We start from the raw sequence: 23,638 nt of genomic DNA, 5'->3' as shown, positions 1-23,638 counted from the left end.
GATCAGAAGTACCCCTCGCGCTTGCGGTCCTCCATGGCGGCCTCGGAGATCTTGTCGTCGGCCCGGGTCGCCCCGCGCTCGGTCAGCCGGGAGGCGGCGATCTCGGTGATGACCTTCTCGATGCTGTCCGCGTCGGAGTCGACCGCGCCGGTGCAGGACATGTCGCCGACGGTGCGATAGCGCACCTTGCGCCGCTCCACCCGCTCGTCCTGGCGCGGACCGCCCCACTCGCCGGGAGCCAGCCACATGCCGCTACGGGAGAAGACGGTGCGCTCGTGCGCGTAGTAGATGGCGGGCAGCTCGATCTTCTCGCGGGCGATGTACTGCCACACGTCCAGCTCGGTCCAGTTCGACAGCGGGAAGACACGTACGTGTTCGCCCGGTGCGTGCCGCCCGTTGTAGAGCTGCCACAGCTCCGGCCGCTGACGCCGGGGGTCCCAGCCGCCGAACTCGTCCCGGAGGGAGAAGACCCGCTCCTTGGCCCGCGCCTTCTCCTCGTCGCGCCTGCCGCCGCCGAAGACCGCGTCGAAGCTCTCCCTCTCGATGGCGTTCAGCAGCGGCACCGTCTGCAGCGGATTGCGGGTGCCGTCGGGGCGTTCCTTCAGCTCACCGCGGTCGATGAACTCCTGCACGGCGGCCACATGCAGCCGCAGCCCGTGCTGCGCCACCACGCGGTCCCGGTACTCCAGCACCTCGGGGAAGTTGTGCCCGGTGTCCACATGCAGCAGCGCGAACGGCACGGGCGCCGGCGCGAACGCCTTCAGCGCCAGATGCAGCATGACGATGGAGTCCTTGCCGCCGGAGAAGAGAATCACCGGGCGCTCGAACTCACCTGCCACCTCACGGAAGATGTGCACACCCTCCGACTCCAGCGCGTCCAGGTGCGAGAGCGCATACGGGTTGTCGCAGTCCTGCAGCGTCGTGACAGCCGTTGTCACAGCAGTCCCCTCTCACTCAGCAGCGCGCTCAGCGCCGCAGCGGATTCCTCCACGCCCTGCCGGTGTGCCTCGATCCGCAGATCCGGCTCCTCGGGGGCCTCGTACGGGTCGTCCACACCCGTCAGTCCGGAGATCTCCCCCGAGGCCTGACGCGCGTACAGTCCCTTCACGTCGCGCTGTGAGCACACCTCCACCGGAGTGGCGACGTGCACCTCCAAGTAGCCGGTGCCCGCGGCCTGGTGGCGCTTGCGCACCGCGGCGCGGCTGTCCGCGTACGGGGCGATCACCGGTACGAGGACGGTCACGCCGTGCGAGGCGAGCAGCTCGGCCACGAAGCCGATGCGCTGCACGTTCAGGTCGCGGTCCTCGCGGGAGAAGCCGAGCCCGGCGGAGAGGAACGTGCGGATCTCGTCCCCGTCCAGTACCTCCACCCGGCGGCCCTGCCTGGCGAGTCGGTCCGCCAGCGCGGTCGCGATCGTCGTCTTGCCCGCGCTCGGCAGGCCGGTGAGCCACACGGTGGCTCCGGTCCCGAGGGCCTGCCGCTGCGCCGTCGCCTCACTCATCTCCCGCTCCCAGCCGCGGAGTTCACCGTGTCCCCGTTCACAGGTGAATACCGCACTCGCTCTTGCCCTGCCCCGACCAGCGTCCGGCGCGGGCGTCCTCGCCCTCGATGACGCGCCGGGTGCACGGGGCGCATCCCACCGAGGCGTAACCGTCGGAGAGCAGAGGATTGGTCAGCACTCCGTGCTCCGCCACATAAGCGTCGACATCTGCCTGATTCCAGCGGGCGATCGGCGAGATCTTGACCTTCTGCCGGCGCTCGTCCCAGCCGACGACGGGGGTGTCCGCGCGGGTCGGCGACTCGTCGCGGCGCAGGCCCGTCGCCCAGGCGTCGTAGGCGCGCAGGCCCTCCTCCAGAGGCGCCACCTTCCGCATCGCGCAGCACAGGTCCGGGTTGCGGTCGTGCAGCTTCGGGCCGTGCTCGGCGTCCTGTTCGGCGACGCTCTGCCGCGGCGTGAGCGTGATCACTTCCACGTCCATGACGGCGGCGACGGCGTCACGCGTGCCGATCGTCTCGGGGAAGTGGTAGCCGGTGTCGAGGAAGACGACGTCGACGCCCGGGGCCGCGCGGGAGGCGAGGTGCGCCACAACCGCGTCCTCCATCGACGAGGTGACGCAGAAGCGGTCGCCGAAGGTGCCGGCGGCCCAGCTCAGCACCTCCAGCGCCGGTGCGTCCTCCAGGTCACGGCCCGCCTCTTCCGCGAGCCGCCGCAGCTGTGCCGCGGAGTGCTGCTGCGCAGCGGTGGTCATGGCGTGCGCCTTCCTTCCTGGCTGCTGCCTTCGTGGCTGCTGCCTTCCTGGCCGACGTGGCCGACGCGGGCGCTTTCGCTGCCCTCGCGCTGCAGGCCCCTGGCCAGCAGTCCGAGAAACGAGAGCTTGAACGCCCTGTTGCACGCGGTGCATTCCCAGGAGCCGTGGCCCTCCTCGGAGGGGCGCAGGTCCTCGTCGCCGCAGTACGGGCAGTAGAACGGTGCGGCGCGCTCGCTCACTGTGTCCCCCGCTCAGCCTCGGCGTGCTCTGACGCGTCGGCTTCCCTCGTTGCTGCTCGCTCCTTCGTCGCTGCGCGGCTCCTCGGTCCAGCCGGCGCCGCGCGCCGAGGCTCGCTCATTTCAGCGCACCCTCTTCCGCGCGGGCCGCCCACTGGGCGAAGCGTTCGCCGTCCTCGCGCTGTTCCTTGAAGTTGAGCAGCACGCGCTCGATGTACTCGGGCAGTTCCTCGGCGGTGACCTTCAGTCCGCGCACCTTGCGGCCGAAGCCCGGCTCCATGCCGAGCGAGCCGCCCAGGTGCACCTGGTAGCCCTCGACCTGCTCGCCGTCGGCGTTCGTGACGAGCTGGCCCTTGAGCCCGATGTCGGCGACCTGGATGCGGGCGCAGGAGTTGGGGCAGCCGTTGAGGTTGATGGTCACCGGCTCGTCGAACTCGGGGAGGCGCTGCTCCAGTTCGTCGATGAGCGACGAGCCGCGCGCCTTGGTCTCGACGATGGCCAGCTTGCAGAACTCGATGCCGGTGCAGGCCATGGTGCCGCGCCGGAAGACCGACGGGCGGGCGGTGAGGTCGAGCGCCTCCAGCGCCTCGGTCAGGGATTCCACCTGGTCCCCGGCGACGTCGAGGACGATCATCTTCTGTTCGGCGGTGGTACGGACGCGGCCCGAGCCGTGCGACTCGGCGAGGTCCGCGATCTTGGCGAGCGTGCCTCCGTCGATGCGTCCGACGCGCGGCGCGAAGCCCACGTAGTGGTTGCCGTCGCGCTGTTCGTGCACGCCGATGTGGTCGCGCCACTGCTGGACGGGTGCCTCGGGTGCGGGGCCGTCTGCCATCCTGCGCAGCAGGTACTCGTCCTCGAGCACCTGGCGGAACTTCTCGGCACCCCAGTCGGCGACGAGGAACTTGATGCGGGCGCGGGTGCGCAGCCGCCGGTATCCGTAGTCGCGGAAGACGGAGACGATCCCCTCGTGCACGTCCGCGACGTCCTCGATGGGCACCCACGCGCCGAGCCGCACGCCCAGCTTGGGGTTGGTCGACAGGCCGCCGCCGACCCACACGTCGAATCCGGGGCCGAGTTCGGGGTGTTCGACACCGACGAAGGCGACGTCGTTGATCTCGTGCGCGACGTCGAGCAGCGGCGAGCCCGAGACCGCGGTCTTGAACTTCCGCGGCAGGTTCGAGTACGCGGGATTGCCGATGACCCGGCGGTGGATCTCGTCGATGGCGGGAGTGCCGTCGATGATCTCGTCGGCGGCGATGCCGGCGACGGGCGAGCCCATGATGACGCGCGGGGTGTCGCCGCACGCCTCGGTCGTCGAGAGGCCGACGCCCTCCAGTCGGCGCCAGATCTCCGGCATGTCCTCGATGCGGATCCAGTGGAACTGGATGTTCTGCCGGTCGGTGATGTCGGCGGTGCCGCGGGCGAAGTCCTGCGAGATCTCGCCGACGGTACGCAGTTGCTGCGTCGTCAGCTGTCCGCCGTCGATGCGCACGCGGAGCATGAAGTACTCGTCGTCCAGCTCCTCCGGCTCCAGCACGGCCGTCTTGCCGCCGCTGATGCCGGGCCGGCGCTGCGTGTACAGGCCCCACCAGCGCATGCGTCCGCGCAGGTCGGCGCCGTCGATGGAGTCGAATCCGCGGTGTGCGTAGATCGTCTCAATGCGTGTCCGCACGTTGAGACCGTCATCGTCCTTCTTGGTCTGCTCGTTGCCGTTGAGCGGAGTGAAGTGACCAGCGGCCCACTGCCCCTCGCCGCGGTGGCGTCCGGCCTTGCGGCGGCTCGGTGCGGAAGCGGGACGCTTGGAGGTGTCGGCCATGGCAGTTGTCCTTCGGGTCCTTCAGGTGTCCGTCGGGTGGCGTGACGGCCGGGGCGGCCGGGCAGCCGGACACAGCCGGTCGTCAGAGACGGTGCAGGTCAGCAGGGGCGGGCGCGCGCGGCACATGCTGCTTCCGCCGGTACGTGGCGCATGCCCGTACGGGCGGAGGGCAGGGTGGGCCGCTGCGGTTCAGACGGGAAGAGCACCTGCCCGCGACTGTGAGGGCGGCTCTTGGGTCGGTGGTGCTGGGACTGTCAGCCCGCGCGACAGATGGCGCTGGACATGCGGCCGTAGTCGACGTGGCGTCGACTCACCAAGGCGATTCCAGCACGAGACATGACGGAAGCGTCGCACGGTGCCGAACGGGCAGTCCACCAATATCCAGGATGTGGACAGGACAGTCCCGGATGGTGGGACGATGTGGGAGCGGTCACATCGGGGCCGAGCGCGGCCCGGGCGTCCGCGGTGCCGGGCTGGCACTCGGGCTCACCTCCGGGGACGCCTCCGCGGCCGGTTCCCTGGCGACTTCCTTCTTGAAGATGCGGAAGCCCCGCCGCTGGTAGTTGCGCAGCGCGTGCGGACCGTCCTTGCTGCACGTGTGCAGCCACACCCGGGCCGTCGGAGGCCGCCCGCTCCACCGTTCGCCCAGGTCCCATGCGCGGCGGGTGCCGTACGCGAGCAGCCGGCCGCCGATGCCACGCCCCCGGAAGCCGGGCAGGAGCCCGAAGTAGCTGATTTCCACCGTGCTGTCCGGACGGGCACCGCGCCCCGAGGTGTCCCTGGTCGCCCCGTCCAGCTCGATGTAACCGGCGGGCGTGCCGTGCTGATAGGCGACCCACGTCTCCACGCCCGGGCGCTCCAGCCACTCGCGCCACTGCTCGAGCGTCCACGGCAGCCGGTCGGCCCACTCCACGTCGGCGCCCACCTCGCTGTAGAGAAAACGGCTGAAGGCAGGGCTGTGCACCTCGGCTCGTACGATCCGCAGACCCGACGGCCCGTCCTCGCCCCCTTGCTCGTCCGGAGCGGGGACGCCGGGCAGATCCCCGGCGTCCGTCTGCTCCAGGAACCATGTGGTGACGCTCCGCGCCGTGCTCTCGCTCAACCCGTTCTCTCCGTGCTCGCCGTTGTCCGACTCCCGTCCCTGCTGACGCGCAGACCGCGTACGCGGTTGAGCGCCGCCGCCGTCTCGAAGCGGCGGGGCACCGCGAAGTCCTCGTCGCGCACGGCCAGCAGCGCATCCGCCCCCGCGTCCGCCAGATCGGCGTCGAGCAGATCCAGGGCCTCCGAGAGCGTACGGGTGCCGTCCACGTACCCGCGCCGGACCATCAGTTCGAGTGCGAGGCCGATCCCCGTCACCTGACGGGAGTCGGCGATCTGCTCCACGGAGCGCAGGTCGACCTCGTGCTCTCCGAACGTCAGCGCGTCCTCGCCGCGCGAGCGCACCTTCCTGCGCCCCTGCGACTCCGGTTCCAGCGACGAGGGGTCGGGGCTCCGGTGCACCACGGGCGGGAAGGTCTCCGCCTCGGCGTGCCGCCCCGTCGGTACGGAAGCGACTTCGCGGGCCCGTTCCGTGACGTCGGAGGGCCGGTAGGCGTCCATCATCAACACCCGGTCGGCGACCTCCAGATAGTCGCCGGAGCCGCCCATGACCAGCACCGTCGAGACGCCGTGGTCGCGGTGGAGCGAGCGTACGGAGTCCACGAGCGGGGTCAGCGGCTCGCGCTCCTTGGCCACGAGGGACTGCATGCGGGCGTCGCGGATCATCAGATTGGTCGCGGCCGTGTCCTCGTCGATGAGCAGCACCCGGGCGCCGGCCTCCACGGCCTCGCACAGCGACGCCGCCTGGGAGGTGGAGCCGGAGGCGTTGCCGGTGGAGAAGTCGGTGGTGTCGGAGCCGTCGGGGAGACGGCCCACGAACGCGTGCACGTCGACCCGCTCGACGCGCCGCCCGTCCTCCGCGCGCAGCTTCACCGTCTCGGGGCGTGAGACGGCCAGTTCACGTCCGTCGCCAGGCACGTGGTCCCAGATGCCCGTCTCCAGGGCCCGCAGCAGCGTCGACTTCCCGTGGAAGCCGCCGCCGACGATCAGGCTCACGCCTTCCCGCAGCCCCATCCCGGAGACGGCGCCCGCGTTCGGCAGTTCGACCGTCACCCGCAGGCCCTCGGGTGAGGAGAACGGCACGACTCCCTCGCCCGTCGCCGGACGGTCGTCCACGCCGCTGCCGCGCGGCAGCACCGCGCCGTCGGCGACGAAGGCGACCAGGCCGAGGCCGGGCAATGCGTCCCGCAGGGCGACGGAGTCCTCGACGGTCTCGACGAACCGCCGCAGGGCTGGGTCGTCCAGCGACGCGTACCGCAGCGCCCGTTCGGCGATCTCCGGCACGGACCGGCACATCAGACGCTCCGCGGCCCGCGCGTCGATCCGGCGGCCCCTGCCGGGCAGCGCGAGACCGAAACGGAGCGTGACGCCGCCGTCGTCCGCCGAGACCTGGCACGAGCCGCGGTCCAGCACCTCCTGGCCGCCCGCGTCGATCCTCAAGGACCGCTCGCCGCCCGCGACTTCGGCCGCCCGGCGGACGAGAAAGCCCGCGAGGGCGCGACGCCGCACGGGTGTGCTCCACAGTTCCGGCGGGAAGCCGGCGCGTGCCGCGGGCACCCGTACGGCCGCACGCGCGGGAGGTGCGAAGGGATCGGCCTGGCCGCGTACGAGCTGGAAGGTCTCCCCGGCCGTCTCCGCACCGGGCAGCTCCCACGTACCGACGAGGCCCTTGTAGCGGCCGTACGGGGCGCCCTCGAGGCGGGCGAGCTGCTGCTGCAGACCGCCGCGCGGTGCCCCTCCGGCGCGCGGAGACCCCTCCTCGCTCCCCTCGCGAGGTCCGTGCGGCCCGCGGGTCTCTCCCCGCGGTCCGCCGTGTCGCGGGCCGCCGTCGTGCCGGCCGCGGGGTCCGCCCGGTCCGGCGCGGTCGCCTCGGTCGCCGCGGCCTGCGCGCCCGGCGCCCGGTCCGCGGTGCGACCGGTGGCCGCCGGGGTCGCGGCCCTGCTCACGTGGCACTGCGATGTCCCTTTCCGCCGGGTGGTGTCTGCGACCGGACGATACATACCGGATGCCTGCGGCACGGGCGCCGGGGACGGACGGGCCGCCCGCCCCGTGGGTACGGGCGCATGTCCGTGCCCGGTACACGCCCGTCGGCGCCCGGATCAAGTCCGCATGCGGAACGCCCTCGTTGACAGGGTCACGGACTGCTGCTGGACTCTAGTGCCCCTCCCGGCAAGCTTTGCCCTGTCGCGCCGCCCTGCACGCACGCTCGCTGCGTTGGCCGAAAGCCGTGGTAGCTCCGCTACAAGGACTTCCGGCCGCCTTGCGATCGCACGCACCGGACGACGCTCCTGGGGGTCCCCCCGGGCCGTGAGGCCCAGGGGGAGGGCAAACATTGCCGGTCACGGCACTAGCGCGGGCCGTGTCCAGGGCGGCGCACCGCGCCCCTCCTCCGATCACCGGCCGACCGACCCCACCCGCACCCGAGCCCGAATCCGTGAGGTCCGCATGCCCGCGCCAGTCCCCGCCGCCGAAGCCGTCGGCGCCGTCTCCGCTCCCGTCGCCGTGCTCGGTGAGTGCGTCGCCGACGCCTTCGTACGGGCGCCGGCCACGGACGTGGAGACCCCGGCCGTCGGACTGGACGTGCTGCCCGGCGGCGGCCCCGCCAACACCGCCGTCGCACTGGCCCGCCTCGCCACCCCGACCCGCTTCCTCGGGCGGATCTCCGAGGACGTCTTCGGGCGGCTCTTCCGCGATCACCTCGCCAAGTCCGGCGTCGACCTGAGCCGTACGGTCACCGCGCGCGAGCCCAGCACCCTCGCCGTCGCCGACCTCGACGAGGACGGCCGCGCCGACTACTCCTTCCACGCCGAGAACACCGCCGACTTCCAGTGGACGCCCGAGGAGCTCGCCGCCGCGGCCGACGGCTCCCTGTCCTGCCTGCACACCGGTTCGCTGGCGCTCGTACGGCCGCCTGGCGGCCGGAGCATCGAGGAGTTCCTCGCGGACGTACGCGACCGCGCGACCGTCTCGGTCGACCCCAACGTCCGTCCCCTGCTGGTCGATCCGGCCGACTACCGCAGCGCACTCCCACGCTGGTGCGCCGCCGCCGACATCCTGCGCCTCTCCGACGACGACCTCGCCCATCTCATGCCCGAGGGCACCACCCCGGAGCGGGCCGCGGACGCGTTCCACACGCACGGCGCCCGCCTCGTCGTCGTCACCCTCGGCGCCGGCGGCGTCTTCGCCTCCCTCGACGGTGAGCGGCTGCACGCACCGGCGCCGGCGGTGACCGTCGTGGACTCGGTCGGCGCGGGCGACTCCTTCATGGCCGGCCTTCTCCACTCCCTGCACGGCGCGGGCGCCCTCGGCGGCCGCCTCGACGCGCTCCGGCCCGAACAGCTCGCCACCGCCCTCGACTTCGGCACCCGCGTCGCCGCGGCGGTCTGCGCGGTCCGCGGCGCGAACCCGCCGTGGGCGGGGGAGGTGTAGGGCGCCCCTCACCGTGCCCCGAGCGCTTCGCCGAGGTCGTCGGGCAACTCGTCGGAACCCTCGCCGATGTGGACGCGCCCCTGGAGTGAGCCGCGGCCGACTCGCTTCGATTCGGCGCCGGGCGGCACGGGTTCGGCCACCGTCGCTTCCGCTTCGTGGATCACGACCTTCTCACCCTCCTCACCAGGGTCGGTCTGCTCATCCTGGAGATCTGCCCTGGGTGGCCACCGGAGGCGAGGCAGCCGTCACTCCGGATAGCGCGGCAGGTCCTCGGTCGAGATCGTCCACTCGCCGATCGTGACGTCCTCCCCGTACACGAAGTCCTTCCTGGTCGCGTAGCGGGGGCCGTGGACGGTCGGGTGGATGTCCGAGAAGACGGCGCCTTCGCCCGTACGTGGATCGAAGACGGCGTAGACGGGGATGCCGAGCAGCGGGTAGTCCCGCATCTTGCCCGTCCAGTCGTTGTCCGGGTTGGAGCGGGAGACCACTTCGACGGCCGCTACGACCGTCCGCGGGTCGAAGGCCGACTCGACCTCCATGTCCGCTTCGGCGATCACCATGATGTCCGGGTGGCGTAGCACCCCTTCGTGCACGTCCTCCACGTCGGGCGTGCCCGTGTGCGCCAGGAGTTCGTCCGGCATGACCTTCTCCAGACGGCGGCTGACGCGGGCCGCCGTCAGCTCATGAGGAACCCCCGGCGACCTCATGTCGTGAACGATCCCTTCCTTGGTGATCTCCAGCTTGCCGGGCACACCGTCGTGTATCCGCTCGACGATGTCGCGCATCGCCCGGTACTGGAAGGTGTCGTGACCTGCTCGGTGTGGGGCGATCGTCACGGCCCTCGCTCCCTCTCTGCGCGGCCCTGCCGCGTGGCCGGAGACCAGGTATCCATGCTAGCCGGGAGCTGTGACCCGCATGGACGGCGTCGACGGCTGGTCACCCGCCGTCGCCGTGCCCCACGCCTGCGAGAGCCGCCTATGGACGGATGCCCGCCGCCCGTAGCACCATGGCGGCAGGGAAATTCATCGAGCGGCGAATTTTGATGAAGGGCGGTCTGAGTGGTGATGGACGAGCGGCTGACTCCGGTACTTGTGGTGGGTGCGGGGCCGACGGGGTTGACGGTGGCCCACGAGTTGGCGCGCCACGGCGTTCCCGCGCGGATCATCGATCGCGCGCCCGCACCGGCCACCACCTCGCGGGCACTGGTCGTCATGCCGCGGACCCTGGAGATCTTCGACGACATGGGCGTGATCGGCGAAGCGACAGCGGCGGGCAACCGGGCGGCGGCGCTGACCGTCACGTTCAAGAACAAGAAGGTGCGGATGGACTTCGTCGATCTGCTGACCGGCCCGCGGAACCACACCGCCCACTCCGCCCTGCGCACGCTCTCGCAGGACGACACCGAGCGGATACTCACCGAAGCCCTGGCCAGGCAGGGCGTCAGGATCGAGCGCGGAGTGGCGCTGACCGGTCTGACTCAGGAGGGCGGGACGGTGACCGTCTCGCTGCGCACCGAGGACGGGTCGGAACGGACCGAGCGCTGCCGATGGGTCGTCGGCTGCGACGGCGCGCACAGCGCGGTGCGCAAGGCGGCAGGTGTTCCCTTCGAAGGCTCCACCTACCGTGACGAGTTCATCATGGCCGACGCCAGGCTCGACTGGGAGCTGCCCCATGGAGAGCTGTACGCGTTCCCCAGCCCCGCCGGGATCTTCGCGGCATTCTCGATGCCGGGTGAGGACCGGTTCCGCATCTTCGGCAACGTACCGTCCGGTCCCGAGGGGCCGAGCGCCGAGTACAGCGAACCGACCCACGAGGAGTTCCAGGCGATGCTGGACGAGCGCGTGCCCTTCCCGGCCAAGGTCGTCGAGGAGTCCTGGGTGACGCGTTACCGCGTGCACAGCCGCAGCGTGCCGCGATACCGCGAGGGGCACGTCTTCCTGGCCGGCGACGCGGCACACGTGCACAGCCCGGCAGGCGCTCAAGGCATGAACACCGGTATCCAGGACGCCTACAACCTGGCATGGAAGCTCGCCCTGGCCGAACGCGGGATCGCCGGGGAGCGTCTGCTGGAGAGCTACCACGCCGAGCGGCACCCCATCGGTGTCCGGCTGCTGAAGACGACCGACCGGCTCTTCTCCGTCATCGCCGGGCACAACCCGGTCGTGAGGACGGCCCGCGGCCGGATAGCCCCGCAGGTGGCCGGCAGGGTGCTCACCCGTCCCTCCGTCCGGCGCGGACTCCTCGGCACGCTGGCCCAGTTGCGCCTGCGCTATCCGGACAGTCCGCTCAACTCCGAGGACGGCTCCGGCTGGCGGGACGCGCCCGCACCCGGCGACCGGGCCCGGGAGGCCGATCTGCTCGTCGACGGGAAACCGGGCCGTCTCCACGATGTGCTCCGCGGTACGCACCACACCGTGCTGCTGTTCACCGGGCTCGACGGCCACGCGCGGTCCGCCGTGGAGCTGTGCCGTATCGCCGAACGGCTGGAAGAGGCACACCCGGGGCTCGTGAAAGCGCGCGTGATCAGCGCGGAGCGCTCCACCCACGGCCATTCGGCGGCACTGGGCGATCCCGACCGCTCCGCGCACCGCCGGTACGGGCTCACGTCAGCCGGCGCATTCGTCGTCAGGCCGGACGCGCACATCGGCTACCGCGGCCGCCCGGTCGACGCCGACCGGCTCATGGCAGACCTGGCGGCCCGCCTCCCGGGGAAGCCCTGAGGCAGGACCCAGGCAGGACACCCCGGCAGGCACTCCCTAAGACACCTGCGGCCGGGCCCGGTCGGCGATCGCGGCCAGGTCGAGCGTGTGCGGCAGGGTGCCGAAGGCGGCGCCCCAGTCGCCGCCGAGGCGCGATGCGCAGTAGGCGTCGGCCACCGCCGGAGGCGCGTACCGCACCAGCAGTGAGCCCTGAAGCACCTGGGCCATGCGCTCGACCAGGCGCCGGGCGCGGGCCTCGATGCCCTCCAGGTCGGACAGCTGGTCGAGCAGGTCCTTCGTGGCGGCGTCCAGCCGGTGGTCCGCGCCGCGCGCCTGGCCGATCTCGTTCAGGAACGCGTTCAGCGCCTCCGGGGAGCGCTGAAGCGCACGCAGCAGGTCCAGCGCCTGTACGTTGCCGGAGCCCTCCCAGATCGAGTTGAGCGGCGATTCGCGCAGCAGCCTGGGCATCCCGGACTCCTCGACGTAGCCGTTGCCGCCGAGGCACTCCAGCGCCTCGCCGGCGACCGGCGTCGCGCGCTTCGTCACCCAGTACTTGGCGGCGGGCACGGCCAGCCGCAGCAGCGCGCGTTCCTGTCCGGCGTTCTCACCGTCGCCCTGAGCGGCGTCGAACGCCGAGGCGAGCCGCATCGTCAGAGCCGTCGCCGCCTCCGACTCCAGCGCCAGGTCCGCCAGTACGTTCTGCATCAGCGGCTTGTCCGCCAGCAGACCGCCGAACGCGCTGCGGTGCGCGGCATGGTGGGCGGCCTGCGCGACCGCCTGCCGCATCAGCGCGGCGGAACCCGTCACGCAGTCCAGGCGCGTCGCGGCGACCATCTCGATGATCGTGGCCACGCCGCGGCCCACTTCGCCCACGCGCCGCGCCCACGTCGTCCCGTCGAACTCGACCTCGCTGGAGGCGTTCGAGCGGTTGCCGAGCTTGTCCTTCAGACGCTGGATCCGGAAGGTGTTGCGGGTGCCGTCCGGGAGTACACGCGGCACCAGGAAGCAGGTCAGCCCCTCCTCGCCGCTTCCGGACCCGCCGCCCTCGCCTCCGACCTGTGCCAGCACCAGGAAGACGTCCGACATGGGCGCCGAGCAGAACCACTTGTGCCCCGTCAGCGCGTACTCGCCGCCGCCTGCGCCGTCGCCCGTCAGCGGCACCGCGGCGGTCGTGTTCGCGCGTACGTCGCTGCCGCCCTGCTTCTCCGTCATGCCCATACCGGCGATGGCCCCGGCCTTCGCACGCGCCGGACGGTCCAGACCCGGCTCGTACGTGTGCGAGGCGAGCAGCGGCTCCCACTCGGCGGCGACTTCGGGCTCCCTGCGCAGCGCGGGCACCGCCGCGTGCGTCATCGAGACGGGGCACCCGTGGCCCGCCTCGACCTGCGACCAGACGTAGAAGCCGGCGGTGCGGCGCAGCTGCCCGTCGGGCCTCGACCAGGCGTCGGTGAGCCCCGCACCCACGGCGCGGTCCAGCAGCCGGTGCCAGGACGGGTGGAACTCGACCTCGTCGATGCGGTTGCCGTAGCGGTCGTGCGTACGCAGCACGGGCGGCACTTCGTTGGCCTGCCTGCCCCACTCCTGGGCCTCCGCGGAACCGGCACCGAGGCCAAGTTCGCTCAGCTCGGCGCTCGCGGTTTCGGCGTGCTCGGCGGAGGCGTGCCTGGCGACCGCCTCGGTGAGGGCGGGGTCCGCCGCGAAGATGTCGTAGTCGACAAGGGGCGGCGGCTGATTGGTCACGGTGTGAGTGGAGGCTGGCATGGCAGATACGTTAAGGAGGTGCAACCAGCCGACGAAACCCCACCGCGCCACCAGGGCGGACGCTTCCGCAGCGCGCGAGTCGTCTACCGGAACGTTCCCAAGCGCAAGCTGGCGTGGCTGTTGCTCAAGGACACCGTCAACTCGTGCATCGAGTACCGGGTGCTGGGGCTCGCGGCGGAGGCGGCGTTCTTCACCCTCATCTCCATCCCGCCGCTGCTGCTCGGCCTCATCGGACTGCTGGGGTATCTCGACGACTGGATCGGCACCGACACGATCGACTCCATCCGCCGGAACTTCCTGGACGCCTCGGCCGCCGTACTCTCCGACCGCGGCGTACGGCAGCTGGCCCGTCCCCTCATCGACGACGTCATCCGCGGCGGGCGGCCCGATGTGATCTCTCTCGGCTTCGCGCTGGCCCTGTGGTCGGGATCGCGTGCCGTGAACGTCTTCATCGACACCATCACCGTGATGTACGGGCTCGACGGGCAGCGCGGAATCGTCAAGACGCGGCTGCTGGCGTTCCTGCTCTACCTCGTGGCACTGCTCATCGGCGCGGTGGTGCTGCCGCTGATGGTCGCCGGCCCGGACGCCGTACTGCGGCTGGTTCCGCAGGCGCAGTGGCTGGTCACGACCTTCTACTGGCCGACGGTGCTACTGCTGTCCGTCGCCTTCCTCACCACGCTCTACCACGTGTCGGTGCCGGTGCGTTCGCCATGGCGTGAGGACATCCCGGGCGCTCTCGTGGCGCTGATGCTGTGGGTGCTGGGCAGTGCGCTGCTGCGGCTCTACATCACCAACACCGTGGAGGGGCCCACGATTTACGGGTCGCTGGCCGCCCCGGTCGCCGTGCTGCTGTGGATCGGCGTCTCCGCCTTCGCCGTGCTGATCGGGGCGGCGGTGAACGCCGCCATCGACCATGTGTGGCCGTCCGTCGCCACGGCGACCGCCCGCCGTATGAACGAGCGGGCGCGTGAGGAGGCCGCCGCGGAGGTCGTCGCGGCCGCGGCCGCCCGCCGTGCGATGCGCAGCGCCGAGAGCACGGGCGGCGAGGACGTGGAGCCGCCGCCCGCGGAGTTCCCGGAGCGCTGGACGAAGTTCCTCCCGCACGCCGACGTACGGGCCCGGCTGCGCTCACGCCGCCGCCGCTGAGGCAGCGGGCGCGGGGCGTTGGGCGCAGGGCACGGGGCACGGGGGCGCGGGGCGCCGGAAAACCCTTCGCGGCCGGAACCGCCCCGGAGCTAAGCTCCGGCACGAGTGTGAACGGTCCGTGCGACGCGTGCCGTTCGGCGAACCGCGAGCGAGTGGGAGGTGAGGACCGATGGCCGTCGTCGTGGTGGGCGCCGCCCGCATCCCGAAGTCCGTTGAACCCACCTCCGTGGTCCCCGGCTGACGTACGGACCGACCGCGCCGGCTCCTGTCCGGCGCCGGAGCGCCCGTCCCGTGTACGTGTATGCGTGCGCGCAGGCGTAGGCGTACGCAGCCGGAGCCACCCCTCCCGAAGGGGCACTCCCGTGAACTCCGACTCCCTCCATTCCCCGGACGCACCGAACCGCGCGGGCCTCCCGGACGCCGCGAGCCTCCCGAACTCCCCCTCTTCCGCGGCCGGTTCACCGCCGTCCGCCGCGTCCGTCGCACCCGCCGAGCCCACCGCACCCGACGCGCTGCTGCGCTACGGCTGGGACACCCGCGTCGCCGACGCCTTCGCCCCGTACGAGGACGAGGGCCTGCTGCCGGCACGGATCGTGCGCGTCGACCGCGGCCTGTGCGACGCCGTCACCGCAGCGGGCATCGTGCGTGCCGGCACCGCGCCCGTGGCGACCGCCGACCCGACCCGCACCGTCTGCACCGGCGACTGGGCCGCGGTCCATCCGCATGGCGGCCCGGGAGGCATCCCGGAGGTGCGGACGCTGCTGCCGCGCCGTACGGCCTTCGTACGCTCCACGGCCACGCACCGCTCGGAGGGCCAAGTCCTCGCCGCCAACGTCGACTTCGCCCTCATCGCCGTGTCACTCGCCGCCGAGCTCGAACTCCCGCGCGTGGAGCGGTTCACCGCCCTCGCCTGGACGAGCGGCGCCGCTCCGCTGATCGTCCTCACCAAGGCGGACCTCGTCGCCGACCCAGCGACACTCGGCCAACTCGCCGCCGACGTCGAGGAGTCGGCCCCGGGCGTCCAGGTGCTGACCGTCAGCGCAGCGGAGGGCGATGGGCTCGACGCGCTGACCGATGTCATCGCCGGCGGCACCTGCGTACTGCTCGGTCAGTCGGGCGCGGGGAAGTCCACGCTGGTCAACGCGCTGATGGGGGAGGACGTGCAGGACGTACGGGCCATCCGCGACAGCGACGGCAAGGGACGGCACACCACGACCACCCGCGATCTGCTGGTGCTGCCCGAGAGCGCCGGCGGCGGCGTACTCATCGACACCCCGGGGCTGCGCGGCGTCGGCCTCTGGGACGCGGAGGGCGGCGTGAGCAGCACGTTCTCCGAGATCGAGGCGCTCGCCGCGGAGTGCCGCTTCCACGACTGCAGGCACGAGTCGGAGCCCGACTGCGCCGTCCTCGGCGCCGTCGCCGACGGCAGCCTGCCGCAGCGCCGCCTGGAGAGCTACCGCAAGCTGCTCCGCGAGAACGCGCGCCTCGCCGCCCGTACGGACGCGCGCCTGCGGGCGGAGCAGAAGCGGCGGTTCAAGGAGATGTCGGCGGTGGGCCGCCACAACGCAGAGCGCAAACGAGGACCGCGCCGCAAGCCCTGACGTCGCACCGGCCGGGGAGGGCCGTTGCCACCGTCCGCTACCGTCCCTTCCGCACACCGGCGCTCCCCGCGTTCCGGCACCCGCTCCGCACGGGGTGCACGGGGCCGGGGACGCACACGCATCGAAGGGCACCCCCGTTGACGACGTTCGGACCCCGTGAGTTCCAGCTCGTACTGCTGCGCAGGATGGCCGACTTCCAGCAGGACCTCGTCCTGGAGGCCCTCGCCGAACTGGGCTCCGGGCGCGCGGAGATGCGGGAGGCCAACCGGCGCTGGCAGGCCATGCTGCGCTCACCACGCGGGCGGCGCAGCGCGGTCGGCCGCTACCGGTCCGTGCTGGGCCCGCCCGAGATCGCCGAGCGGCGCGCCCTCGGCGACCTCGACTGCGAGGTCCTGGCCTGGCGAGTGCCGCTCTGGCCCGATCTGCTCTTCGAAGTGCTGAGCGTCCCCGGCGGCGGCGTGGTGACGGAGTGGCTGGTACGCGCTCCCGGGGCGCCGGGCCCGGAGCTCCGTACCGTCGAAGACCTCGCCCCCTGGTCGTGCACCGTCGACGAGGCCGCGCGCGCGTTCGCCCCGGCACGGCCGCTGGAGGGGTCGGCGCCGACGCGTTGGCGGCTGGGCTTCACCGCACCGGACGCGGTGGGGGAGCAGTACGACGTGATCGCGGAGTTCTCATGGGGGCTGCTCCAGCGGCTGCCGCGCAGCGAGCCGCAGGGGCCGGCCGGGGCCGCGGAGTAAGGGCGGGGCAGGAGCGGGGCAGGAGCGCGGCACGACGGCACGGAGCCGGGCGAAAACCGCGTGCGGCGACCGTCTGCGCTGCCGTAGGCTGAACGCATGACCTGGCGACATTGAGTTCCATCCGAAGTCTCCGCGAGAGCTGCGGCGAAGCCGGCACCGGCCGCCGCGGTGTCCCGGCTTGCCCGCCGGCTCTATGCGTACGCGTTCCTCGAAGACCTGATCCTGCTCTATCCGGTCTATGCGCTGCTGTTCGCGGAGCGCGGTCTGTCCGCCGCGGAGATCTCCTCGCTCTTCATCATCTGGTCGTGCGTCACGTTCGTCGTGGAGATCCCGTCCGGGCTGTGGGCCGACATGTTCTCCCGCCGCCGCCTTCTGGCCCTCGCCCCGCTCGTGACCGGCGCGGGCTATGCGCTGTGGACGTGGCTGCCCTCCTATCCGGCGTTCGCTGCCGGGTTCGTGCTGTGGGGCGTGGGCAGTTCGCTGTGCTCGGGGACGCTGCAGGCGCTGGTGTACGAGGAGCTGGAGCGCTGTGCCGCGGCAGGCTCGTACGCCCGTCTCATGGGCCGCTCACAGGCCCTGGGCACCACGGCGATGATGGCGGCGACCGCTCTGGCCGCGCCCGTGCTGCACCTCGGGGGCTATGCGGCGGTGGGGGCGGCGAGCGTCGTGGTCTGTCTGTTCGGCGCGCTCGTCGGCCGCTCGTTCCCCGAGTCGCGGGGCGGGCGCGGAGGGGCGCCTGAGGGGGCGGACGCGGAGCCGGACGTGGCAGCACCCGAGCACGACCCGGGCTTTCTCGCCGTGCTGCGGGCCGGGTTCGGGGAGCTGCGCGGCTCACGCCCCGCCCGTAACGCCGTGCTGCTGACCTCGGCGGTGACGGGCGCGCTGATGATCGACGAGTACGTGCCGCTGCTGATCCGCTCCATGGACGTGGGCGCCTCGTCCGTACCGCTGCTGATGCTGCTCGTCACGGTGGGCGTCGCAGTCGGCGGCTGGTGCGCGGGACGCGGGGCCCGCCGGCTCGGTCCGGCGCTCGCGGTGGCCGCCGTGGCACTGGCGGCGGGCGCCGTGAGCGGTCCCGCGGGAGCGGTACTGCTCGCGCTCGCGTTCGGCATCTTCCAGTGGGCGATGGTCACTTGCGACGCGATGCTTCAGGACCGCGTCACCGACCGGGCCCGGGCGACGGTCAGCTCCGTTGCCGGGTTCGGTTCCGAGGTGGTCTCGGTGCTGCTGTGCGCGGGCTACGCCCTGGGTTCGCAACTGTGGGACCACAGCACGCTCTTCGTCCTCGCGGCCGCGCCGTACCTGCTGATCGCGCTGGTGCTGCAGCGGCACACCCGGGGCGGCGAGCGTCGGCGGAGACTCAAACGTTCGGCGCGCTGAGCATGCCGCCCGCGGCGGTCTCACCCCGCGCCGGCGCCATGGCCGGTCGATGAAACCGCGCGGAACGCCGATCCCCTCGAAACGCTTCAGATGTTCCGCCATCCATACGCCCGCACGTGCACAAGCCCGGTTCTTCCGGCGGCGGAATCAGTGTCGAAGCCGCAATACGTACGCGCCGTCTCAATGACTCGCTCCGGCCCAGCCGTTGGTTTCGTGCTCTCGGATTCCGGGGACGGCTCCCGAGCCATCGCTGCCTTTGAACCCTGCGCCAACACGGCGCCCGACGCGACAGTCGAGGGAGATCATGGGTCGGAAACGCACACGCAGGGCAGCCGCGTCGGCCGCTCTCGTCGGAGTAATCGCCATCATCCCGGCGGCCGTGCCGTCAACCGGCGTCGCCGAATCGCGCACCGGGACCACACCGTCGTTCGAGACCACATCTGCGCAGCTGCTCAACGCGAAAACGCCGCAACCACCCCGTCTCCCGCGGAATTTCCGCGGGAAGGGCAAGTGGATCGTCCGGGATCTGGGCATCACGGTCCCGTTCACCTGGGAGGGTAGAAACGGCGACAGCCAGATGATCGCGGGAGGTCCGCAGTACCCCATCTGGTTCACGAACCTGATCTACCGGAACAACCTCTACACGCTGACCTACAAGTGGCCCAACCTCACCCGGCATCCGTGCTCGAAGATCCCGGGCTTCAATCTGAGGCTGCTGAACGAGAAGCTGAAGACGTCGCGGTTCGTCGGGCGGGAGATCCTGCAGCGGAATCCGAGGCGGTACGTGAATCACTGGCGGGTCGGTGTCGTCCTTCCGGAGCGGCCCCCGGGGAAATTCCTGCGGTTCCCGTTCGCACTCGGTGACATCTACGTCGACCAACGCAATCGGAGCACCTTCTGGCAGGTGCTGCAGTTCGGCATCCAGAATCTCTACGACCCTGAGCTGGACGAGTGGCTCGTGATGAAAACGTTCGAGCACAAGCCCGGAAGGGTCACGCTTCCCCGACGGTGCGCGCCGCCGACGTGACCCGGGTGCCGTCCGGCGAATGACCTTCCCTGTTGCGGGGGATGGACCGCGGACGCCGGCGTCGGTTTCGTCAAGACCCTCGGCGTTCTCGAACTCCTGGCCACGGCGGGCCTGATCCTGCCCGCCGCGCTCGACATCGCACCGGTTCTGGTGCCGGTGACGGCCGTCTGCTGGGTCCTGCTGATGGTCGGCGCGATGATCACCCATGGCCGGCGCGGCGAATCCACGTTCGTGCTGATGAACCTGACGTATCTCGCGCTCGCAGCGTTCGTCGCGTGGGGCCGCTTCGGCCCCGAGCCCTTCACCGGCTGACCCGGCCTCTTGCCTCGCTTGTCGACGCGGACCGCCGCCGGGCCACCGTGTCCGATTTCCGCGAGTGGATGCCCTGGAGCGGGCGCACACTGGGGTGCGTGATGACGGATGAGAGCAGGTACGAAGCGGTACGCAGCCGGGACGCGCGTTTCGACGGGGTGTTCTTCCTCGGGGTCCGCACCACCGGCATCTACTGCCGTCCGAGCTGCCCGGCGGTCACCCCGAAGCGGGAGAACGTCCGCTACTACCCGTCCGCCGCGGCCGCCCAGCGCGCGGGCTTCCGTGCCTGCCGCCGCTGCCGCCCGGACGCGGTTCCAGGCTCGGCGGAGTGGAACGTACGAGCGGACCTCGTCGGGCGCGCCATGCGGATGATCGGCGACGGTGTCGTCGACCGCGAGGGCGTCGCGGGCCTCGCCCGGCGTCTCGGCTACAGCGCCCGGCAGGTGCAGCGTCAGCTCACCGCCGAACTCGGCGCCGGGCCGGTCGCCCTGGCCCGGGCGCAGCGCGCCCACACGGCGCGGGTGCTGCTGCAGACGACGCCACTGCCCGTGACGGAGATCGCCTTCGCGGCCGGCTTCGCGAGCGTCCGGCAGTTCAACGACACGACGCGCGAGATCTACGCCCGTACGCCGAGCCAACTGCGCGGGGCGGCGGCGCGGGGCGGCCACGGTCCACTCGACCGGCACGCTCACACGCGGCCGGGCCCCGGTCCGACGGGGGTGCCGCTGCGCCTCGCACACCGTGGGCCGTACGCACACGGGCAGATCTTCGGCTTCCTGGAACGCCGGGCGATCCCGGGCATCGAGGAGGTGACGGGTGAGCCCGGCGGGCGCACCTACAGGCGCACGCTGCGGCTGCCCTACGGCACCGGAATCGCCGAGGTCGACGAGCGGGCCGGCGGGGGCGGAAGAAGCGGCGGGAGTGGGGGAGGTGGCGGCACCAGCGGCACCGGCGGCACCGGCGGCCAGGGCGCGTCGTCCGGCGGATGGCTCGACTGCCGGCTCCACCTCACGGACCTGCGCGATCTGACGACCGCGGTGCAGCGCGTCCGGCAGCTTTTCGACCTGGACGCCGACCCGTACGCCGTCGCGGAACGCCTCGGTGCCGACGAAGCCCTCCGTCCTCTCGTCGACGGCGCCCCCGGTCTGCGCTCGCCGGGCGCCGCCGACCCGCACGAACTCGCCGTACGAGCCGTGCTCGGGCAGCAGATCACCGTCGCCGCGGCCCGCACGCTCGCCGGACGGCTCGTCGCCGCATACGGGAAGCCCCTCGCCTCGCCGGACGGCGGCCTCACCCACCTCTTCCCCGAAGCGGGCGCGCTCGCCTCGGCGCCCCTCGGAGAGCTCGGCATGCCGGAGCGGCGCCGGGCCACACTGCGCACCGTCGCGGAAGCGGTCGCGGACGGCACCGTCGTACTCGACCCGGGAGCCGACCGGGACGAGACGGAGCGGGCACTGCTCGCGCTGCGCGGCATCGGACCGTGGACGGCGGGCTATGTGCGCATGCGCGCGCTCGGCGACCCGGACGTCTTCCTCGACGGGGACGTGGGCGTACGGCACGGGCTGGAGCGCAGCGGTGCCGGTACGGGCGCGGGGCGGGACGGGGCGTGGCGGCCGTGGCGTTCGTACGCGCTGCATCACCTGTGGCATCTCGCGGCGTACGGGCCGTAGGGGCCGGGCCGTGGGGGCCGTACGGGCCCGTCCCGTCAGGGGCCGTTGAGTCCCCAGCTGTGCACCCAGTGGGGATGCACGCGGATCAGTTCGTCACTCATACCGGGTGCGAGGTCGTGCGGTCCGGTCAGCAGCTCCGCCTCGCCGCGGATCTCCACGCCGCGCACCGTCCACGGGTTCACGCTCACGAGGTCGTCGACGACGAGCGACAGCCGCGGGTTCGCATGGAGGTTGCGCCAGCGCTTGGTCCCGGCGAGGTCGAGCCCGCCGGAGAGGATGGTTCCGTCCTCCTGGAGGAAATAGCCGACCGGATTGACCTGCGGCTGCCCGGAGGGGTCGACGGTCGCCATCCGGCACAGCCACTGGCCGGCGAGGTAGGTGCGTTCGGCCTTGTCGAGTCCGCGCCTGCGGGTCGTGGAGCTCATGCCCGAAGGTTCACATGCGGGGCGTGGCCGCGCATCGGGCGCAGGTCCGAACAGACCTGCGCGTACGGGCCCGGGTCGAGAGGCCTGCGTGTACGGGCCTGCGTGTACGGGCCGGGGGCACGGGGCTCCGCCGTGGGGCCCGTGCCGCCGCCGGGCCTGAGTCGTCGCACGGGGCCGGAAGCGGTCATGCCCTGCCCGGCGGCGGGGCAGCATTAGGGGCATGAGTCAGCAGGGGTGGCCACGGGGTCCGCATTCCGGTCAACAGGACGACTGGTGGAGCCAGTTGTACGACCCGGGGTCCCCCGACACGGGGCGCAGCGGCTCCGGGGACACCCTCGACGACCGGTACGCATCCGTGCGGCGCACCATGGGCCCGGCCACGGCGCCGGGCGGGACCGCGGCGGGACACTCGGCGCGGCGCCCGGAGGACGGCGGAGACGGCGACCGGGAGGCCGGGGGAGCGGACGGGGCGGCAGCCGGCCCGGCGTCCGAAGGGGACGAGGAACGCATACCGGAGGAGGCAGACGAGGGACCCGTCGCGGACCGCAGGCCCATACGGGAGGAGGAGCCCGAACCGGCCGCGGAGGGCGTCGAGAAGTCCCGGCCCGAAGAGGAGCCCCGCCCCGCAGCGGAGTCAGGTTCTGTCGAGCAGGCGCCTCCCGATCCGCGTACCGGCGGAGCGCCCTCGCCGCAGCCGCCGGCCGCACGCCGGTCGCCACCCGCACCCCAGTCTTCCGAGTCCTCCCAGCCCTCCGAGTCCTCCCAGTCCCCTCCTGAGCAGCCGGGCGCCCGAGACGCAGCCCCGGACGGCATCGCCGTCGACATGCCGGGGGAGCCCGAAGTCCCCCTCCGTCCGGACCATGTGGGCGAGCGGCCGCCCACCTACGAGGCCGAGCCCGTCACCTTCCCCGCCGCCGACCCCTCGTCCCTCTCCGAACTCGTCCCCGACACCGTGCTGGACGGCGCCCACTACGGCGGACTCACCCTGCGCGCCGCCTCGTTGCGCGGCGACTCCGCCCGCCACCGCGGAGCCCTGCGCCGCGACGCCCTGCTCACCGCGCGCTTCGGCTCGGGCGAGTCCGCACTGCTGCTGATCGCCGTCGCCGCCGGGGGACGGGCCGCCACGGGCGGGCACCGTGCGGCCCGCGAGATCTGCCATTCCATCGGCGGCGTCGTCGGCCGCAGCCATGCCCGTCTCGCCGAGGACATACGGGCGGACCGGCGCGGCGCGCTCAAGTCCGGTCTGCAGCGACTGACCGACCGCTGCTACGGCAAACTCCGCGCGCAGGCCGCGGCACTGGAGATGCAGCCGGAGGAGTACACGGCCGATCTGCGCTGTCTGCTGCTTTCGGCCGATCCCCGCTGCCGTACGCGTGTCTTCTTCGGCGCCGGGGCAGGCGGCCTCTTCCGGCTGCGCTCCGGTGCGTGGGGCGAGGTCGAGCCCGGACGGCGCGGGCAGGACGGCGGCCCTCCGGGGGCGGGTGCCGGTTCCGGTACGGGTGTCGCCCTGGACCTTGACGCTCTCGACCCGTCCGAACTGGGTGACCCCGCGGCGCTAAGCGTCCCCGTATCCACGAACCGTCCGGGCGGGAACCGGCAGCCGCACGGGGCAGCCGCCGCCTACGGCCCGTCAGGTCCTCGTGCGCCGGCCGGCCAGGAAGGCCCGTCAGACTCGCCAGGTCAGCCAGGTCAGCCAGGTCAGCCAGGCCAACCAGGCCCGGCAGGCGCAACGGCTCGGGCCACCGGGCCCGCGCCCGCGGTGCCCCAGGTCCCGCCACCCCCGCCGCCGCCCGTGCGACCGGAGCCCGAGCCGTTCCGCTTCTGCGCGACGACCGCTCACCGCGGCGACGTCCTGCTGCTGTGCAGCCCGGGCCTGGCCGAGCCGCTGCGTGCTGTGCCCGCCTTCGCCGAGCGGCTCGCTCAGTCATGGACGGGGCGGGAGGAACCACCGGGCCTCGCCGCGTTCCTCGCCGACGTCCAGCTGCGTGTACGGGGTTACGCGGAGGACCGTACGGCCGTTGCCGTCTGGGAGGACTGACCGCGGCGTAG

General features: G+C 72.3%; 20 protein-coding genes and 1 pseudogene. 10 read left to right on the top strand and 11 right to left on the bottom strand.

Going from position 1 to position 23,638, the window contains the following annotated elements; all coding sequences use genetic code 11:
- Positions 1 to 2: 2 nt before the first annotated feature.
- From cysD to ACSMXX_RS05350, 7 genes are all read right to left on the bottom strand, one after another.
- Positions 3 to 938, bottom strand: coding sequence for a sulfate adenylyltransferase subunit CysD (cysD, locus tag ACSMXX_RS05380; protein WP_473182895.1), 936 nt, complete (start codon positions 936 to 938; stop codon positions 3 to 5).
- Positions 935 to 1,501, bottom strand: coding sequence for an adenylyl-sulfate kinase (cysC, locus tag ACSMXX_RS05375; protein ID WP_473182894.1), 567 nt, complete (start codon positions 1,499 to 1,501; stop codon positions 935 to 937). The genes cysD and cysC overlap by 4 nt, the downstream gene beginning before the upstream one ends.
- Positions 1,502 to 1,538: 37 nt before the next feature.
- A complete protein-coding gene (locus ACSMXX_RS05370) occupies positions 1,539 to 2,249 on the bottom strand; it encodes a phosphoadenylyl-sulfate reductase (RefSeq protein WP_473182893.1) in 711 nt (236 codons plus the stop codon).
- Positions 2,246 to 2,488, bottom strand: a complete 243-nt coding sequence (locus ACSMXX_RS05365; RefSeq protein WP_473185057.1) for a hypothetical protein — start codon at positions 2,486 to 2,488, stop codon at positions 2,246 to 2,248. Before ACSMXX_RS05365 ends, ACSMXX_RS05370 begins: the two co-directional genes overlap by 4 nt.
- Positions 2,489 to 2,603: 115 nt before the next feature.
- Positions 2,604 to 4,301, bottom strand: coding sequence for a nitrite/sulfite reductase (locus ACSMXX_RS05360; RefSeq protein WP_473182892.1), 1,698 nt, complete (start codon positions 4,299 to 4,301; stop codon positions 2,604 to 2,606).
- A 430-nt stretch (positions 4,302 to 4,731) separates the two neighbouring features.
- A complete protein-coding gene (locus ACSMXX_RS05355; protein WP_473182891.1) occupies positions 4,732 to 5,403 on the bottom strand; it encodes a GNAT family N-acetyltransferase in 672 nt (223 codons plus the stop codon).
- On the bottom strand, positions 5,400 to 7,352 hold the full coding sequence (locus ACSMXX_RS05350) for a P-loop domain-containing protein (protein WP_473182890.1): 1,953 nt from the start codon (positions 7,350 to 7,352) through the stop codon (positions 5,400 to 5,402). The genes ACSMXX_RS05355 and ACSMXX_RS05350 overlap by 4 nt, the downstream gene beginning before the upstream one ends.
- Positions 7,353 to 7,844: 492 nt before the next feature.
- Here ACSMXX_RS05350 and ACSMXX_RS05345 point away from each other — a divergent pair, with 492 nt between their 5' ends.
- The gene (locus ACSMXX_RS05345) at positions 7,845 to 8,828 is read left to right on the top strand and encodes a carbohydrate kinase family protein (RefSeq protein ID WP_473182889.1); all 984 of its coding nucleotides are present in this window, start codon (positions 7,845 to 7,847) and stop codon (positions 8,826 to 8,828) included.
- Between the two features lie 8 nt (positions 8,829 to 8,836).
- Here the strand turns inward: ACSMXX_RS05345 and ACSMXX_RS05340 are convergent, their stop codons facing one another.
- Positions 8,837 to 8,992 (bottom strand): hypothetical protein, encoded by a 156-nt coding sequence (locus ACSMXX_RS05340; RefSeq protein WP_473182888.1) that lies wholly within the window; start codon positions 8,990 to 8,992, stop codon positions 8,837 to 8,839.
- Positions 8,993 to 9,073: 81 nt separating this feature from the next.
- Positions 9,074 to 9,664 carry a Uma2 family endonuclease gene (locus tag ACSMXX_RS05335; protein ID WP_473182887.1) on the bottom strand — a complete coding sequence of 197 codons (591 nt, stop codon included), beginning with the start codon at positions 9,662 to 9,664 and terminating at the stop codon, positions 9,074 to 9,076.
- A 228-nt stretch (positions 9,665 to 9,892) separates the two neighbouring features.
- Between ACSMXX_RS05335 and ACSMXX_RS05330 the strand changes: the two genes are divergently transcribed.
- Positions 9,893 to 11,548 carry an FAD-dependent monooxygenase gene (locus ACSMXX_RS05330; protein WP_473182886.1) on the top strand — a complete coding sequence of 552 codons (1,656 nt, stop codon included), beginning with the start codon at positions 9,893 to 9,895 and terminating at the stop codon, positions 11,546 to 11,548.
- A 36-nt stretch (positions 11,549 to 11,584) separates the two neighbouring features.
- Here the strand turns inward: ACSMXX_RS05330 and ACSMXX_RS05325 are convergent, their stop codons facing one another.
- Positions 11,585 to 13,288 carry an acyl-CoA dehydrogenase family protein gene (locus tag ACSMXX_RS05325; RefSeq protein ID WP_473182885.1) on the bottom strand — a complete coding sequence of 568 codons (1,704 nt, stop codon included), beginning with the start codon at positions 13,286 to 13,288 and terminating at the stop codon, positions 11,585 to 11,587.
- Positions 13,289 to 13,306: 18 nt separating this feature from the next.
- On the opposite strand from ACSMXX_RS05325, the gene ACSMXX_RS05320 reads away from it, so the two are divergent.
- The 7 genes and pseudogenes from ACSMXX_RS05320 to ACSMXX_RS05290 all read left to right on the top strand — a co-directional run bounded on the left by ACSMXX_RS05320 (position 13,307) and on the right by ACSMXX_RS05290 (position 21,164).
- Complete coding sequence (locus tag ACSMXX_RS05320; RefSeq protein WP_473182884.1) at positions 13,307 to 14,437, top strand: YihY/virulence factor BrkB family protein; 1,131 nt, start codon at positions 13,307 to 13,309, stop codon at positions 14,435 to 14,437.
- 512 nt (positions 14,438 to 14,949) lie between these two features.
- Positions 14,950 to 16,038 (top strand): ribosome small subunit-dependent GTPase A, encoded by a 1,089-nt coding sequence (gene rsgA, locus ACSMXX_RS05315; RefSeq protein ID WP_473184640.1) that lies wholly within the window; start codon positions 14,950 to 14,952, stop codon positions 16,036 to 16,038.
- 185 nt (positions 16,039 to 16,223) lie between these two features.
- Positions 16,224 to 16,775 (top strand): hypothetical protein, encoded by a 552-nt coding sequence (locus tag ACSMXX_RS05310; protein WP_473184639.1) that lies wholly within the window; start codon positions 16,224 to 16,226, stop codon positions 16,773 to 16,775.
- Between the two features lie 168 nt (positions 16,776 to 16,943).
- Positions 16,944 to 18,155: an MFS transporter gene (locus ACSMXX_RS05305; protein WP_473182883.1), complete on the top strand. Its 1,212-nt coding sequence runs from the start codon at positions 16,944 to 16,946 to the stop codon at positions 18,153 to 18,155.
- 304 nt (positions 18,156 to 18,459) lie between these two features.
- Positions 18,460 to 19,182 carry a hypothetical protein gene (locus ACSMXX_RS05300; RefSeq protein WP_473182882.1) on the top strand — a complete coding sequence of 241 codons (723 nt, stop codon included), beginning with the start codon at positions 18,460 to 18,462 and terminating at the stop codon, positions 19,180 to 19,182.
- A gap of 36 nt (positions 19,183 to 19,218) precedes the next feature.
- A pseudogene (locus tag ACSMXX_RS05295) lies at positions 19,219 to 19,494 on the top strand (DoxX family protein); the annotation flags it as partial.
- Positions 19,495 to 19,595: 101 nt separating this feature from the next.
- A complete protein-coding gene (locus ACSMXX_RS05290; protein WP_473184638.1) occupies positions 19,596 to 21,164 on the top strand; it encodes a DNA-3-methyladenine glycosylase 2 family protein in 1,569 nt (522 codons plus the stop codon).
- Between the two features lie 35 nt (positions 21,165 to 21,199).
- Here the strand turns inward: ACSMXX_RS05290 and ACSMXX_RS05285 are convergent, their stop codons facing one another.
- Positions 21,200 to 21,589: a PPOX class F420-dependent oxidoreductase gene (locus tag ACSMXX_RS05285; protein ID WP_473182881.1), complete on the bottom strand. Its 390-nt coding sequence runs from the start codon at positions 21,587 to 21,589 to the stop codon at positions 21,200 to 21,202.
- Positions 21,590 to 21,809: 220 nt separating this feature from the next.
- Here ACSMXX_RS05285 and ACSMXX_RS05280 point away from each other — a divergent pair, with 220 nt between their 5' ends.
- A complete protein-coding gene (locus tag ACSMXX_RS05280; protein ID WP_473182880.1) occupies positions 21,810 to 23,627 on the top strand; it encodes a protein phosphatase 2C domain-containing protein in 1,818 nt (605 codons plus the stop codon).
- Positions 23,628 to 23,638 lie beyond the last annotated feature (11 nt).

The organism is Streptomyces sp. DSM 116795, assembly GCF_055792905.1.
This window is presented reverse-complemented; position numbering and strand designations above follow the sequence as displayed.

Excerpts from the sequence above, each read along its gene's own strand:
- ACSMXX_RS05330 (WP_473182886.1), top strand. The coding sequence starts at position 9,893 with ATGGACGAGCGGCTGACTCCGGTACTTGTGGTGGGTGCGGGGCCGACG.
- ACSMXX_RS05310 (WP_473184639.1), top strand. The coding sequence starts at position 16,224 with ATGGCCGACTTCCAGCAGGACCTCGTCCTGGAGGCCCTCGCCGAACTG.
- ACSMXX_RS05360 (WP_473182892.1), bottom strand. The coding sequence starts at position 4,301 with ATGGCCGACACCTCCAAGCGTCCCGCTTCCGCACCGAGCCGCCGCAAG.
- ACSMXX_RS05300 (WP_473182882.1), top strand. The coding sequence starts at position 18,460 with ATGGGTCGGAAACGCACACGCAGGGCAGCCGCGTCGGCCGCTCTCGTC.
- ACSMXX_RS05285 (WP_473182881.1), bottom strand. The coding sequence starts at position 21,589 with ATGAGCTCCACGACCCGCAGGCGCGGACTCGACAAGGCCGAACGCACC.
- ACSMXX_RS05280 (WP_473182880.1), top strand. The coding sequence starts at position 21,810 with ATGAGTCAGCAGGGGTGGCCACGGGGTCCGCATTCCGGTCAACAGGAC.
- ACSMXX_RS05290 (WP_473184638.1), top strand. The coding sequence starts at position 19,596 with ATGACGGATGAGAGCAGGTACGAAGCGGTACGCAGCCGGGACGCGCGT.
- ACSMXX_RS05345 (WP_473182889.1), top strand. The coding sequence starts at position 7,845 with ATGCCCGCGCCAGTCCCCGCCGCCGAAGCCGTCGGCGCCGTCTCCGCT.
- ACSMXX_RS05370 (WP_473182893.1), bottom strand. The coding sequence starts at position 2,249 with ATGACCACCGCTGCGCAGCAGCACTCCGCGGCACAGCTGCGGCGGCTC.
- cysC (WP_473182894.1), bottom strand. The coding sequence starts at position 1,501 with ATGAGTGAGGCGACGGCGCAGCGGCAGGCCCTCGGGACCGGAGCCACC.
- ACSMXX_RS05325 (WP_473182885.1), bottom strand. The coding sequence starts at position 13,288 with ATGCCAGCCTCCACTCACACCGTGACCAATCAGCCGCCGCCCCTTGTC.